We start from the raw sequence: 14,231 nt of genomic DNA on the forward strand, positions 1-14,231 counted from the left end.
CACTCCTCAACGCACTGACCTGATTCGGGTGATCACGATGCCGCCGAGCACGGTGAACGCGCCGGCGATCGCGAACAGCAGGGGGTAATTCTTCTGGCCCGCGGCGACGCCGATCGTCAGGAAGACCGGGGCCACCAGCGGCGCGACGGACTGCGGGATGCTGGCGGTGAGGCCGAAGATGGCCATGAACCGACCCGCGTTGGTGGCGCGCTCCGGCAGCACGTCCAGTGCCAGCGCCTGGTCCACCGACGAGAACATGCCGAGAGCCAGGGACGTGGTGAGCTGGGAGGCGAACAGTAGCGGCACGGTCGGCGACAGCGCCATCCCGACCGAGCCGAGCCCGAACAGGATCCCCGACGCCAGGACGAAGGCGCGGCGACGCCGCAAGCGGTCGGACAGGAATCCGCTCCCCAGCGCACCGATCGCGGTGGCCACCACGCCGAGCGCGGAGAGCACGGCCATCGTGCCGGCCACGTTTTGCACCCCCACGCCCATCCGAGAAGCGAGGAAGAAGGCCGTGAACGTGGTGCACAAGGTGAGTCCGAAGTAGAACAGCGCGCGCCCCAGGAGGTTCAACGAGTAGTCCGGGTAGCGTGCCGGGTTGAACACGTACTTGCCGAGCACCGTGCCCGGCGAGAGCCGACCCATGTCGGGCATGTTCCGGCTGTCGGACTCGGGGATGAAGAGGATGAACGGGGCCAGCAGGAGGGCTCCGAGCAGGCCGGGGATGCCGAACAGCAGGAGGTTGTTGCCGGCCAAGCCACTGCTGAGGCCGACGCCGGCCACGGGGGCGACCAGGTTGACGAAACCGACGAACCCCGCGAGGCGTCCGCGCTGCTGTTCCGGGACGCGGTCGGCCATCGAGTTGGTGAGGCCGCCGAGGGCGAGCCCCCACGTCACCTGGCTCATGATCCAGCCGAGCGCCAGCACGATCATGGAGGGCGCCAGCGCGATCACGACCAGTGAGATCGGTCCGAGCACCAGGCCGGCGATGAGGAAGGGCTTGCGTCGGCCGAGCCGACTGCGGGTGCGGTCCGAGAGGACCCCGAGCAGCGGTCCGACCAGGACCGAGACCGCAGCGCCTGCCCCGGTGACGTATCCCAGGTATTCCTCGTGTCCGGGGGCGAGCTGGGCGACGCGAATGGAGAGGGAGACGGCGATCGGTGTGATGAGTGCGAGGAACACGCCGAACTGCGCGACGACCATGAGCCAGATGTAGCGGGAGGAGACGGGAGTCGGCTCTCCGCCGCTGGTCGGTGTATCAGGTGGGGGCGTCACCTTGGTGGGGGTGGAGGAGGAAGCGGATGCTTCCGGGTCGTTCTGCGGCTTCATGGCGACTCCGTGTCGAGGGGCCTGAGCTAGCACGTGGTAGTTGCCGAGAGGTTAGTTGTGAGGACTAGCACGTGCAAGTGTGCGGAGTTCGCGAGTTGAAACTGTTACCGTCGGTCCGGCTAGCACGTGCAAGGAAGTGAGGGTGGTCGTGATGGGCGGTTCCGCATCGCGGCGCCGGGTGACCGCGGCCGATGTGGCGCGATCGCTGGGCGTGTCGCGCGCGACGGTGGGATTCGTCCTGAACAACACGCCGGGGCAGACGATCTCGGAGGCCACGCGCGAGCGCGTGCTCGCCGAGGCCGAGAGGCTCGGGTACCGGCCGCATCAGCAGGCGCAGGCCCTGCGTCGCGGCAGCAGCAGGCTGGTCCTGCTGGTGCTGCCCGATTGGCCGATCGAGTTCACCATGCGCCGTCACCTGGAGGAGGCGTCGCTGGCGCTCGACGAGGCCGGGTACTCGCTGGTCACCTACACCCGCCACGAGGTCGGGCGAACGCGCCCGCTCTGGGAGCTGCTCTCGCCATCGGTGGTGCTGGGCTTCGCGCCCTTCGACGCTGATGAGATCGCCTCCATGCGCGCCTGCGGGATCACCGATGTCTTCCCGACCCCCGAGCACGCGGATCGCTTCTTCGAGTCTCCGGCGTTCACCGCGGGCCCGAGGTTGCAGGTCGAGCACCTACGGGCGCGCGGGCACCAGCGGTTGGCCTTCGCCGCGTCCCCCGATCCCCGTCTGTCGCCGTTGGTCGGGCGTCGCGCCCGCGTCGCCGAGGAGGCCGCCGGGGAGATCGACGTGGTGACCGTCGATCACCGCGATGACTCCGCGCGCACCGCCGTGCGTCGCTGGAGAGCGCAGGGCCGCACCGGCGTGATCGCCTACAACGACGACGCGGCCGCCGCGGTCATCGGCGCTGCGGTCCGCGACGGTCTCGACGTGCCAGAAGATCTGGCGGTGATCGGGCACGATGACAGTCCGCTGTCCGGGATGTTCCTGCCCTCGATCTCCAGCATCCGCTTGGACCCGGTCAACGTGGGTCGCTACTGGGCCGACCTGGCCCTGCTGCACGCCGAGGGGAAGCCCGTCGACTCCGAGGAATCCCCCGACGTGAACTCGACGGTCATCGTGCGGGAGTCCACGGGGGGCTGATCCTCGGAGGTCGAAGTTACGCGTGCTGCTTCGCGAAGTCGTGGATGCTGCTGACGACGTGCTGGAGCTCGTCGTCGGTGGTGCCGTGGCTCATGCCCAGGGACATGCCGCGCTGGAAGACCTCGTCGGCGACCGGGAGCCCGTTCTCGGGAACCCGGTAGGTCACGCCGCGCATCATGGGGTGGCGGGTGACGTTGCCGCTCCAGACCGTGCGGGTATCGATACCGGCAGCTTCGAGGGCTTCCTGCAGGTCGCTGCGCTCGAAACCGGCGTTGGGTTTGACCAGGACCGGGTAGCACAGCCACGCGGTGTGGAAGTCCGCGAGCTGCCGGGGGAGCGAGAACAGGTGGGGATAGGTTCCGAAGGCGTCGTTGTACGCACGGAAGATCTCGGCCCGGCGGGCGTAGTTCCTCTCGAGTTTCGCCAACTGCTGCAGGCCGAAAGCTGCCCCGAGCTCGGAGGGCTCGAAGTTCCAGGGAAGCAGGTCGAAGATGAAGTCGTTGTCGTAGGCGATGCCGTCGAGATCCTCGCGGAAGATCCTGCCGGTGCCCGCGGACCCGAAGAGGTGCGGCTCCGAACGGCGTCCCCAACGGCGCAGCATCAGCGCTTTGTCGCGCAGCTGCTCATCGTTGAGACAGACCATGCCGCCGTTGCCGGCGCAGGTGATGATGTGCGCCATCGCGAAGCTGGTGACGGTGATGTCGCTGCGCAGGCCGGTGGGCGTGCCGCGCAGTGAGGTGCCGATGCAGTCGCAGGAGTCCTCGATGACCTTTAGCCCGTGCCGGTCGGCGATGTCGCGGATGGCATCCCAGTCCGGCGCGTTGCCCGCGAGGTTCGGGATGAGCACCGCTCGGGTCTTGTCGGTGATCAGTTCCTCGATCTTGCCGACGTCGATGTTGTAGGTGTCGGGCTCGACGTCGGCGAACACCGGCACCAGCCCGGCGCGCACGAGCGGCGCGACGTCCGTGGAGAAGGTCAGCGGCGAGGTGATGACCTCCGATCCCCGGGGCAGATCGAGCAGTTCGACCGCGAGGTAGATCGCCGAGGAACCGGAGTTGCACATCACTCCTAGCTGTTTGCCGTAGAGCTGGGCGACGCGCTGTTCCATCTCCGCGACGTTCTTGCCGATCTTCATGCCGAGGGGCCCGGCGCGCAGCACCTCCAGCACCGCATCGATCTCGGCCTCGTCGTGCACGCTGCGCGCGTAGACGACACGTTTACCCATCTCGAACCTCCTGGAAGAACCGCTCGATGCGACTGCGTGGCACAAGCGGGCCGGAGATTACGAGCCAACGTCGCGACGGGGTAAGGGTTGTCCCGCTCATCGGGCTCTGTTCGTGGGATTCCGGTGAGCGGGACGGTCGGCACACCGCGATCTGGGGCTGCGGCAGCGTGCAGGAGAACTGCCGTGCTGAATTCCAGGGAGGACCGCCGTGCTCGACTCACCTCGCTACGGCTTCACCAAGATCGTCGTCAACGACCTCGATGCCGAGTTCGCCTTCTACAGGGCCGTTCTCGGCCGAGTGGAGCGCACCCGGTACGAGTTCGACACCCTTGCAGAAATCCTCATGACCTCTCCGGGTGGCACGGACCAGTCACTGGGCCTGTTGCACTTCAAGGGCAAGCCCGCACCCACACCGGGCTCGTCGGTCCTGGGGTTTCAGACCGCCGACATCGAGGACACCGTGCGCAGAGCAGAGGAGGCCGGCGGCACGGTCACCGAACCGCCCAAGGAGATTCCCGAGGTCGGCGTGAAGGTTGCCTTCGTGCAGGACCCGGAAGGCCACGTCCTCGAACTCGTCGAACAACTCTGAGCTAGGGGAGGTGACCAGGTGTCTGACAGTGTCCGCCCTGCCAGCGCTCGACGAGAACCCGAACTCGCGTCGTGGGACGAGCATGCCGATGTTGTTGTGGTCGGATTCGGTGTCGCGGGAGCCGCCGCGGCCGTCGCGGCTGCGGTGAGCGGTGCCGACGTGCTGGTGGTGGAACGGACCTCCGGCTGGGGCGGCGCAGCATCGCAGGCCGGCGGATTCATCTACTTGGGCGGAGGCACGGCGATACAGCGGGCATGCGGGTTCACCGACACCCCCGAGAACATGCATGCCTTCCTCGCTGCCGCGATGGGAACCGGCGCCGATCAGCGCAAACTCGCGCTCTACGCCGAGCGCAGCGTCGAGCACTTCGACTGGCTCGTGGACTGCGGCGTGCCGTTCCGGAAAACCTTCTACGGCAAGCCAGGTTGGGAACCGCCGGGGGATGAAGGACTGATGTACTCCGGCGGGGAGAACGCCCATCCGTTCGATGGCCTCGTGCCGCCGGCGCCACGTGGCCACGTTCCGCAGATGACGGGCAAACGTACCGGTGAGCGCGGCGGTGGCTACATGCTGATGAAGCCACTGGTGGAGACCGCGCTCACGGCAGGCGTGCGCGCGGTCTACGACACCCGATTCGAGCGCCTGGTGACCGCCAACGACGGCCGGGTGCGCGGTGTGGTCGCCACCCACTACGGCCGTGAGATCGCGATCCACGCGCAGCGCTCGGTTGTGCTCGCCGCCGGGAGTTTCGCGTTCAATCCGGCCATGGTCGACCGCCACGTGCCCGCGTTGTCAGGGCGTCCGGGCGCGGCGGTCGAAGAACACGACGGCCAGGCCGTCCGCGCCGCGCAAGCATTGGGCGCCGATGTCGAACACCTGCATGCCTGCGAGGCCGCAGTACACACCGACCCCGGCCTCATGGTCCGCGGCATCGTCGTGGACGCGCGGGGTGACCGCGTGATCAACGAGGACACCTATCCCGGCCGAATCGGGGAGGAACTCCTGGCTCGACGTGGCAGCCAGGGGTTCCTCCTGGTCGACGAACAGGCTGCCGAGGAGGCCGAGGCTGCTCGGGATGCCGCAGCCCTGCTCGCACCGCAGCCATCGTGGGTCTCTGAGGACATCGGAGAGTTGGAAGCTGAAGCCGGCATCCCGGCCGGAGCCTTGGCGGCGACGCTTGAGGTGTATAACCGGCATGCTGAGAACGGCCAAGATCCGGTGCACCGCAAGGCCACACGCTGGGTCCGGCCGCTGCGCCCGCCGTACGGGCTCTACGGCGTGCGTGGCCGCACTGGCGGATTCCCGCTCGGAGGCCTGAGAACGGACGTCGACGGAGGCGTGCTCGACGTGGATGGGCAGCCGATTCCCGGTCTTCGCGCGGCCGGTCGCACGACCGCAGGTCTGGCGGCCGGCGGTTACGCCAGTGGGATCTCGCTGGGCGACGGGAGTTTCTTCGGACGACGAGCAGGCCGCGCCGCCGCGCAGACCTGACCCAGGGATCAGCTCGTTCCGGTCTGCGCCTGTGTGGCGAGGCGGGAGACGAGGGTGATCATAGGCGGGGTCCAGCGGGTGCGGTCGGCGCGGATGATAGGGCCGAGAGACTGGCGGAAGCCCTTGAGCTGGAACTCCTCGACGTGTTCGATCAGGTCGACGCCGCGCGGGGTCACCTCGACCACGCCCACCCGGCGGTCCTGTTCGCTGGGACGGCGGTCCACCAGGCCGTATTCGCGTAGCTCGCGCAGGCGCTTGCTGGCGCGCGGCACGTCGATGTCCATCCGGGCGGCAAGCTCGGAGACCGCGATCGGACCGTGCGCGCCAATCAGTCGAAGGGTGACCCACGAGTGCTGGCGCACGGGTGCTTCGACCGCGCTCAGCATGTCGTCGAAACCGTGCGAGCGGCCCACAACCTCGGCCAACCGCACCACTGCGCGCAGGTAGTCCTTCAACGCCGGCTCGGGGTGGGGGACCTTGGCCGCACGTTGCCAGCCCATGGGCAAACCGAGCCCGGAGTCTTCCACACCCAGTGCCTCGGAGAGTCGGTCGGCGACGTGCGCGAGCCATTCGGCGAGTGCGCCGAGCTGATCGGAGCTCAGATCGCCGACAGGGCCCAGATAGTCCTGGACCCATCCGCGCCGCCACCGGTGCAGCAGGCGTGTCCCCTCCTCGGTGAGCCCGACGAGCATTCGCCTGCGATCGGTGGGGTCGGGTTCCCGCAGGACCAAGCCGGATTCGACCAGCGTGGCGATCTGCCTGCTGAGTTGCCCCAGGTCGAGGTTGAGCGCCGCGGCCAGCTCGCCGATTGGGGTAGGGGAGCCGGGGCGCAGTGCGATCAGCGCGCGCAGTTCGCTACCGGGAAGAGAGGTGCCGGTAGCGCGCGCGAAGCGCCGCGCGAAGGTGCGCCCGTGTGCGCTGTAGCCGATGAGGTTGACCAGGCGAAGGGTCTCGGTTTCCAGCTCCGGGTGCGCGTCGGCGCGGGACCGGATGCTGCTGGAGGACTCGACCACGTCTGCAGAGGATAGTCGCGTCATCACCTGCGCGGTCACCCGGCGCGCCGTCCCCGCCCGGTCTCGCGGAGCCGCAATCCGTCGAACACCGTGCGCAGCCCCCGGCGCAGCAGCGGGTCCAGCTCCTCCGGCGTCGCTCCGCGCAACCACAGCTCCAATACGTGGTGCACGGCGTGCACCACCAGCGACGAGGGCAGGTCCTGCAATCGAGGATCGAGATCAGCATCGATGCGCCCGGCGAGGAACTCCCGGACCGCGTCCTGCGTGGTTGTGGCCGTCTCACGCCAGCGCAGCCGCAGTTCGGGCAGCTCCGAGACCAGTTGCATGAAGACCTGGTGCTGCGGCGTCATCCGCTGTTGTGTCTCGTCGAGCAGCGCCATCATGGCGTCCACCAGCACGTCGACCGGATCGCCGTCGCGCGGTGCCGCGCGCAGAGCGGCGCTGGTGAGCTCGGCGCTGCGCTCGAACACCGGTCGGACGACGTCTTCCTTGGCGGGGAAGTAGCGGTGGAACGTCCGCGCGGAGACGCCGGCCTCGGCGGCGATCCGCTCGACGATGGCCGAGGTGTCGCCGTCCTCGCCGAAGATCCGCATCGCGGTACGGGAGACGTCCAGGCGTCTGGCGCCGAGCCCGGAGGTGCGCCGCGGATCCTGGGCGTCGTCGTGCACCGGCCTCATCTAATGATTGCCTTTCGTCAAATTTCTAGCTACCTTCGCAGGTGTCAGTTTCTGCCACTCCGTTACTCGGCGGCAAGTTCTCCCAGCAATGAGTGGCAGGCGACTCATCACCCGTACTAGGCGACGACGCCGGAGGTGCTCCGTGGAGACGACGCAGGTCGCACCCGCATCCATGATCGACCGGATGGTCTCGGTGCTGGAGCTCCTCCGCGGGCACCAGCGGCTCACCCTGGCGCAGGTCTCGCGTCGATCCAGCCTTCCCCGGTCATCCGCGCACCGGATCTTGCAGCGCCTGGTGGATTTCGGATGGGTCGAGCGCGACGGCTACGGCTATGGGCTGGGAATCCGGGTCTTCGAACTCGGATCCCACGTCGCTCGACACGATCCGGTTCACCGCGCGGCGGCGTTGGTGCTCGGCGACCTGCATCGCTCCACGGGGCTGTCGGTGCATCTGAGCGCCCTGTCCGAGGACGACGTCGTGCACCTGGAACGGGTCGGTGCCAGCGGCGCCAACTGGGGGGTCGGCACGCGCAGCCCCGCGGTGCACACCGCTCCCGGTCGGGCGCTCCTCGCGTGGCTGGCGCCGGAGGAACTTCCGCACGAGGTCGTCTCGCCGCCGTCGCCGCGCGGTATTCGCAGCGCCCAACAGTTGGAGCGCGAGCTCGCCCACGTGCGGCGCTCCGGTGGTCTCTCGATCGATGCGCAGCTGGGCATGCCCGGCATCACGGTCGTGGCCGCGCCGATCGGCCCGGAGGGAGTCCGCGCGCGGATGGCCTTGTCGGTGTCGGGTCCGTGTGAGCTCGTGCGGGTGGAGCGCGTCGCGGGTGCGCTGCGTACTACGGCGATGGACATCTGGTGCGCCGCGACCGGTGTGTCGCGGCTGCCACGCAGGGTCAAGGCACCGACCCGAATTCCGTCGACCGACGTCGCGATGTGATCGCGCGTCGTACACAGGACTGATTTCACGGCCGAGCCGTCCGCTCACCGCGGAGTGGGCGCCGCAACGAACAGGAGTGCCCGTGCCGACATCCGAATCGCCTGGAAACGCACCGAGAACGTTCAACACGCTGGCGAATACTCCCACCGCGCTCGCCCACCTGGCGGTGCACTTCCGCCCCGGCGAACGCGAGCTGGCCACGCGCTTCTTCCAGCTGCTGGGCGCCCGGATCCGGGAGTTCCCGAACCCGTTGTCCCCAGAACCGATCTACCTGGTTGCGATGAACGGCGCCGAGCCCGATCGAGCCAGCGACATCATCTTCCTGATGGCGCTCAAACCGGCGCAGGCCGAGTTGGAGGAGGTCATCGCCTCCGCGCTGCGCATCGGCACCGCCGAGGAGCACCCGGCGGTGGGGGCGTTCCACGCGCACCGCAACGAATGGCTGGAGTCCTACCTGCACTTCGGGCTCGTCTTCGATTCCCTCGACGAGCTGGAGGCGTCTGTCGGGCGCTTGCGCTCCGAGATCGAAGCCGATCCGGTGTTCGGAGCGCGCATCAAGGATCTCCGGGTGCTGCGGGCGCGCGGCGAGGACGGTGATGAGGCCGTCGCCGCGAGGATGGATTCCTCCGCGGTCTTCGCCGAGGCCGAGCACGCCTACGGCCGCAACACCGTGCAGGTGCACATCCGCACCGACCTGTTCGCCACCGGCTTGGCGATGCTCGACTCCGTCGTGGAGCTGGACTTCGTGTTCACCGGCCCCGGCCGGGAGCGCAACCCCTTCAACGACCTGACCCCCTGAACCGGAGGAGCCCCATCGTGACCCACGACGAACCTCCTGCCTCCGCGCCCGCGCGCGACGACGAGGTGGACCTGCTGGTGATCGGCTCCGGTACCGGGATGGCCGCCGCGTTGGCGGCTCACGAGAAGGGTCTGCGGGTCCTGATCGTCGAGAAGACGGGCTACGTGGGCGGTTCCACGGCGCGTTCCGGCGGCGCGTTCTGGATCCCGGCGAGCCCGGTGCTGCGCGACTGCGGTTCCGCGGACACGGCCGAGGCGGCTCGCGCCTACCTGGACTCGGTCGTATGCGACTCCTCGCCGGAGCCGCGTCGGCGTGCGTTCCTGCACAGCGGGCCAAAGACGGTGGAGATGCTGCGGCGGACGACGCCGATGCGGTTCTTCTGGGCCGAGGGCTACTCCGACTACCACCCCGAGTCGCCCGGCGGCTCGGCCATCGGACGCACCTGCGAGTGCCGACCGTTCGACGCGTCCGTCCTCGGTGGTGAACGCGCCCGCCTGCGACCGGGAGTCATGGAATCGCCGGTGCCGATGCCGGTCACCGGCGCCGACTACAAGTGGATGAACCTGCTGGCCCGATTACCGGGCAGAGCGCTGCCGCGGGTGCTCAAGCGGGCCGCGCAGGGCATCGGCGGGCTGGCGCTGGGCCGCGAGTACCTGGCAGGCGGGCAGGCGTTGGCCGCCGGGCTCTACGCCGGGGTGCTGGCCGCGGGGATCCCGGTGTGGACGCGCACCTCTCTGCAGCGCCTCGTTCTCGACGGGGATCGCGTCGGTGGAGCCGTGCTGGAGCAGGGCGGGCGCGAGGTCACCGTGACCGTCCGCCGGGGAGTGCTGCTGGCGACCGGCGGGTTCGACCACGACATCGCGATGCGCCGCCGGCACCAGCTCGCCGCGCTGGAGCCCGGGTGGAGCCTGGGCTCGGAGGGCAACACCGGGGACGGCATTCGGGCAGGTCGTGAGGTCGGCGCGGACATCGCGCTGCTGGATCAGGCGTGGTGGTTCCCGGAAGTGGCGCCGTTCGGCGGGAACCCACCGCAGGTGCTGCTCGCGGAGCGCTCGCTGCCCGGTTCGTTCATGGTCGATTCGACCGGGCGGCGCTTCGTCAACGAGGCGACGGACTACATGAGCTTCGGACAACGCGTCCAGGAGCGCGAGCGGAGGGGAGAGTCGGTCGGAACGACCTGGCTGATCTTCGATCAGCGCTACCGCAACAGCTACGTCTTCGCCGGTTCGCTCTACCCCCGAATGCCGCTGCCGCAGTCCTGGTTCGACGGCGGCATCGCCCACCGCGCGCACAGCCCGGCCGGCCTCGCGCTCGCGGCCGGGCTGCCCAAGGACGCATTCACCGCGCAGTTCGCCCGGTTCAACGAGCTGGCGAGCGGGGGAGTCGACCACGACCATGGGCGGGGGCAGAGCGCCTACGACCGCTACTACGGCGACCCGACGATCGCACCGAACCCGAACCTGCGGCCGCTGTCCGGACCTCTCCACGCCGTGCGCGTGGTGCTCGGCGACCTGGGCACCTGCGGAGGGCTTCGGGCCGATGAGCACGCGCGGGTACTGCGAGCCGACGACTCGCCCGTCGAGGGGCTCTACGCCATCGGCAACACCGCCGCCAACGCCTTCGGCACGACCTACCCGGGCGCGGGCGCGACCATCGGTCAGGGTCTGGTCTACGGGTTCATCGCCGCCCGCCACGCCGCGTCCGTTGACCGCGCGCTCGCGTGAGGTGCCCCTCCCGGTGACCGGGAGACCCGATTGCCCGGCGCGGGGTGCGGCCGGATCGTGATCGCACCGCGTGCGCGAACCATCGGGCGCACCAAACATTTTCGCGACCGAAGCGTAGGGACGACCATTGGCCGATTTATTTGATAAAAAGCAAGTAGTATGCGGTTCGGGTCCCGGATGCGGTCGAGCGGAGGGAGACGTGCCATGACCGAAACCACCTCCGACCCGTTCGCCGCGGCAGCGGTGACGACGTCGAAACGCCTCTCCAGCGGCTACAGCTGGCCGGAGTGCCCGCGCTGGCACGACGGCGCGCTGCACCTGACCGACATGTACAACCACCGACTGCTCCGACTCGACGAGTCGGGGACGCCCGAGGTCGTCATCGACGGTTCGCAGCGCGAGTCGCGCAACGGCACCGAGGTGATCTTCGGTGGGTTCGGGTGGCTCCCGGACGGCCGCATCGTGGTCAACTCGATGCACGAGCGCCTGGTCCTGGCCTGGGACGGACGCGAGCTCACCGAACACGCCGACCTCAGCGGCCTGGCCACCGGCCCGATCAACGACATGGTCGTCGACGCCGACGGCCGCTGCTACATCACCCAGCTCGGCTTCGAGCTGTTCCGGGGCGAGGACGCGCGCCCCTCGCCGCTGCTGGTCGTCGAGCCCGACGGCAGCGCCCGGGTGCTCGCAGAACTCGGCGAGTTCCAGTGCGCCAACGGCATCGCCATCAGCCCGGACGGTTCGTCGGTGGTCACGGTCGAGGCGTTCGGCACCACCGTGCACGCCTTCGACCGGGACTCGGAGGGAAGGCTCAGCCGCCCGCACGTGTTCGGCGAACTGCCCGCGCCCGGCGACGGGATGTGCCTGGACAGCGAAGGTGCGGCATGGCTGTGCTCGCCGGCCGGTGGTTTCGTCACGCGGATGCTCGACGGCGGGATGCTCACCGACGTCGTTCGGTTCGACATGACCGAGGTGATCCCGGTGGCCTGCGTCCTCGGCGGATCCGATCGGAAAACCCTCTACGTCGCGGGCGGTGTGGAGGTCTTCGACTGGGAGAAGTCCCGCCGCGAAGCCAAGGGGTCAATCTGGACCGCCTCCGTCGACACCGGTGGCGGACAGGCCCGCCCCTGACCACCGACTCGCGAAAGACTGGACAACACATGGAAAACCTGGACTTCACCGGTCGTGCGGTCGTCGTGACCGGTGCCGGACGCGGCATCGGCCGGGCGCACGCCCTGCTGCTGGCCTCGCGCGGTGCTTCGGTGGTGGTGGGCGACCTCGGCGCCCGCACCAACGGCTCCGGCGTCGAGGACGGCGACCCCGCCGGTTCCGTGGTCGCCGAGATCACCGCAGCCGGTGGGAGCGCGGTGGCGGCGCGCGCCGACGTGTCCACCGAATCCGGTGCGGGAGCGATGGTCTCGGCCGCAGTCGAGCACTTCGGACAGTTGGACGCGATCATCAGCAACGCTGGCATCGTGCGCACCGCGCGCTTCGACGAGGTGGATCTCGCCGAGTACCAGCGCCACCTCGACGTGCACTACTTCGGCTCGCTGCTGCTGGCGCGCGCCGCCTGGCCGCACCTGAAGGCCTCCGGCAGCGGGCGGATCGTCAACACGATCTCGGCGGCCATGCTCGGAAACCCGCTCATGACCCACTACGGCTCTTCCAAGGGCGCGGTGTTCGGACTCACCCGCAACCTCGCGATCGAAGGGGCCGCGCACGGCATCACCGTCAACGCCATAGCACCCGGCGCGGGCACGCGGATGGCCGAGAACTCGGCGGAATCGCTGGCGCCGGAGGTGCTGGAGTACCTGCGCACCCAGCTCCTGCCGGAACACGTCGCTCCGGTCGCGGCCTACCTCGTCCACCCCTCCTGCGCGGTGACCGGCGAGGTCTTCAACGTCGCAGGTGGCGCGGTCAACCGTATGGCCGTGGTCAACACGGCCGGCATCCACGACGCGGCTTTGACCCCGGAAATCGTCGCCGAGCGCTTCGACGAGGTCATGGCGATCACCCCGGACGCCGTAGCGCAGACCATTCCGACCGAGCAGTGACCTCCGAGGAGACAGCGATGACGCAGACCGCCGAATACCCCTTCGCCCCGCTTCCGATGGAGCAGGCCGCCGAGCACATCCGCGCAATCCTGCGCGATCGACCCATGACCAAGGTGACCATGCCCGTCGGCGGCGACGTTTGGGTGGTGCACCGGAACAAGGCCGCCAAGGAGCTGCTGAGCGACAAGCGGTTCGTGCGCGAACCGTTCCGCACCGGTGAGCGCGAGGTGCCGTTCATGGCGCCGTTCCCGGACATGCTGCGCTCCACGCTGCAGTTCGAGGACCCGCCGCAGCACACGAAGCTGCGCAAGCTCGTGCAGAAGGGCATCACCCCGCGCCGGGTCAAGGCCATGCGCGAGTCGGCCGTGGCCTTCGCCAACGAGCTCATCGACCAGATGGTCGCCAAGGGCGGTACTCGTGATCTGATCAGCGAATACGCGATGTCGCTGCCGATCCAGATGCTCTCGGACCTGCTGGGCGTTCCGGTGGAGGACCGGGCGCGGTTCGAGCACTGGAGTTCATCGTTCCTGGAGACCTCCGGCAAGACCGTCGAGGAGATGGGGCAGGACGTCGCCGAGCTGGCCGCCTACATGAGCGAGCTGATCGCCCGCCGCCGCGAGGAGCCGCGCGAGGACCTGCTCAGCGCGCTGGCCAACGCCCGTGACAAGGACGAAACGCTCACCGACGACGAGATCCTGCCGATCGCGTTCATCCTCATCATCGGCGGGTTCGACAACACCGCGACGTTCTTGGCGTCCGGGGTGCTGGCGCTGCTGCGCTCGGACGACCAGCGCGAACGCCTGCTGGCCGACATCGACGGTCTCGCGTCCACCGCCGCCGAGGAGGTGCTGCGGCACGGGCGCACCGCGGTCAGCCTGCAGATGGGCGGGGGTGGGAGCCTCGTGCCGTTCGTGGCCACCGAGGACGTCGAGATCGACGGGCAGCTGGTCAAGGAGGGGGAGGCCATCGCGGTCGACCCGGGCCTGGCCGGGCACGATCCGGAGGTCTTCGACGACCCGTTCCGCTTCGACATCGGACGTACCGACAACCCGCACCTGACGCTGAGCCACGGCCTGCACCACTGCCTGGGAGCTCCGCTGGCCCGGATGGAGCTGCAGGTCGGCATCACCGAGCTCTTCCGCAGACTGCCCGGACTGCGCCTGGACGGCGAGCCCACCTACAGCAGCGAGCACATCTCGCAGCCGATGACCTCCATGCCCGTGGCGTGGTGACCGACACCTGATCGAAC

The 14,231-nt window shown here is 69.0% G+C and carries 13 protein-coding genes; 9 read left to right on the forward strand and 4 right to left on the reverse strand.

What is annotated here, in order from left to right:
* Positions 1 to 6 precede the first annotated feature (6 nt).
* Positions 7 to 1,332 (reverse strand): MFS transporter, encoded by a 1,326-nt coding sequence (locus tag BM424_RS24100; protein WP_245776093.1) that lies wholly within the window; start codon positions 1,330 to 1,332, stop codon positions 7 to 9.
* Positions 1,333 to 1,483: 151 nt separating this feature from the next.
* Here BM424_RS24100 and BM424_RS24105 point away from each other — a divergent pair, with 151 nt between their 5' ends.
* Complete coding sequence (locus BM424_RS24105; RefSeq protein WP_093422452.1) at positions 1,484 to 2,473, forward strand: LacI family DNA-binding transcriptional regulator; 990 nt, start codon at positions 1,484 to 1,486, stop codon at positions 2,471 to 2,473.
* Between the two features lie 16 nt (positions 2,474 to 2,489).
* On the opposite strand, the gene BM424_RS24110 is transcribed toward BM424_RS24105, so the two are convergent.
* Positions 2,490 to 3,698 (reverse strand): DegT/DnrJ/EryC1/StrS family aminotransferase, encoded by a 1,209-nt coding sequence (locus BM424_RS24110; RefSeq protein WP_093422319.1) that lies wholly within the window; start codon positions 3,696 to 3,698, stop codon positions 2,490 to 2,492.
* Between the two features lie 208 nt (positions 3,699 to 3,906).
* Between BM424_RS24110 and BM424_RS24115 the strand changes: the two genes are divergently transcribed.
* Both BM424_RS24115 and BM424_RS24120 read left to right on the forward strand, forming a co-directional pair.
* Positions 3,907 to 4,287 carry a VOC family protein gene (locus BM424_RS24115; protein ID WP_093422322.1) on the forward strand — a complete coding sequence of 127 codons (381 nt, stop codon included), beginning with the start codon at positions 3,907 to 3,909 and terminating at the stop codon, positions 4,285 to 4,287.
* Between the two features lie 18 nt (positions 4,288 to 4,305).
* Positions 4,306 to 5,778 carry an FAD-dependent oxidoreductase gene (locus BM424_RS24120; protein ID WP_093422324.1) on the forward strand — a complete coding sequence of 491 codons (1,473 nt, stop codon included), beginning with the start codon at positions 4,306 to 4,308 and terminating at the stop codon, positions 5,776 to 5,778.
* An 8-nt stretch (positions 5,779 to 5,786) separates the two neighbouring features.
* Here BM424_RS24120 and BM424_RS24125 read toward each other — a convergent pair whose 3' ends face one another.
* Both BM424_RS24125 and BM424_RS24130 read right to left on the reverse strand, forming a co-directional pair.
* The gene (locus tag BM424_RS24125; RefSeq protein ID WP_217649819.1) at positions 5,787 to 6,791 is read right to left on the reverse strand and encodes a MarR family transcriptional regulator; all 1,005 of its coding nucleotides are present in this window, start codon (positions 6,789 to 6,791) and stop codon (positions 5,787 to 5,789) included.
* A 35-nt stretch (positions 6,792 to 6,826) separates the two neighbouring features.
* Positions 6,827 to 7,468, reverse strand: coding sequence for a TetR family transcriptional regulator (locus BM424_RS24130; RefSeq protein WP_093422330.1), 642 nt, complete (start codon positions 7,466 to 7,468; stop codon positions 6,827 to 6,829).
* 142 nt (positions 7,469 to 7,610) lie between these two features.
* On the opposite strand from BM424_RS24130, the gene BM424_RS24135 reads away from it, so the two are divergent.
* From BM424_RS24135 to BM424_RS24160, 6 genes are all read left to right on the forward strand, one after another.
* On the forward strand, positions 7,611 to 8,405 hold the full coding sequence (locus BM424_RS24135) for an IclR family transcriptional regulator (RefSeq protein ID WP_245776094.1): 795 nt from the start codon (positions 7,611 to 7,613) through the stop codon (positions 8,403 to 8,405).
* Positions 8,406 to 8,487: 82 nt separating this feature from the next.
* On the forward strand, positions 8,488 to 9,204 hold the full coding sequence (locus tag BM424_RS24140; protein WP_139274150.1) for a hypothetical protein: 717 nt from the start codon (positions 8,488 to 8,490) through the stop codon (positions 9,202 to 9,204).
* Between the two features lie 17 nt (positions 9,205 to 9,221).
* Positions 9,222 to 10,928, forward strand: a complete 1,707-nt coding sequence (locus BM424_RS24145) for a 3-ketosteroid-delta-1-dehydrogenase (protein ID WP_093422338.1) — start codon at positions 9,222 to 9,224, stop codon at positions 10,926 to 10,928.
* Between the two features lie 204 nt (positions 10,929 to 11,132).
* Positions 11,133 to 12,059, forward strand: coding sequence for an SMP-30/gluconolactonase/LRE family protein (locus BM424_RS24150; protein ID WP_093422340.1), 927 nt, complete (start codon positions 11,133 to 11,135; stop codon positions 12,057 to 12,059).
* Positions 12,060 to 12,088: 29 nt separating this feature from the next.
* The gene (locus BM424_RS24155) at positions 12,089 to 12,982 is read left to right on the forward strand and encodes an SDR family NAD(P)-dependent oxidoreductase (protein ID WP_093422342.1); all 894 of its coding nucleotides are present in this window, start codon (positions 12,089 to 12,091) and stop codon (positions 12,980 to 12,982) included.
* 17 nt (positions 12,983 to 12,999) lie between these two features.
* Entirely contained in the window at positions 13,000 to 14,214 is a 1,215-nt protein-coding gene (locus tag BM424_RS24160) for a cytochrome P450 (RefSeq protein WP_093422345.1), read from the forward strand.
* Positions 14,215 to 14,231 lie beyond the last annotated feature (17 nt).

This window comes from Saccharopolyspora flava, from assembly GCF_900116135.1.
Taxonomy (GTDB): domain Bacteria; phylum Actinomycetota; class Actinomycetes; order Mycobacteriales; family Pseudonocardiaceae; genus Saccharopolyspora; species Saccharopolyspora flava.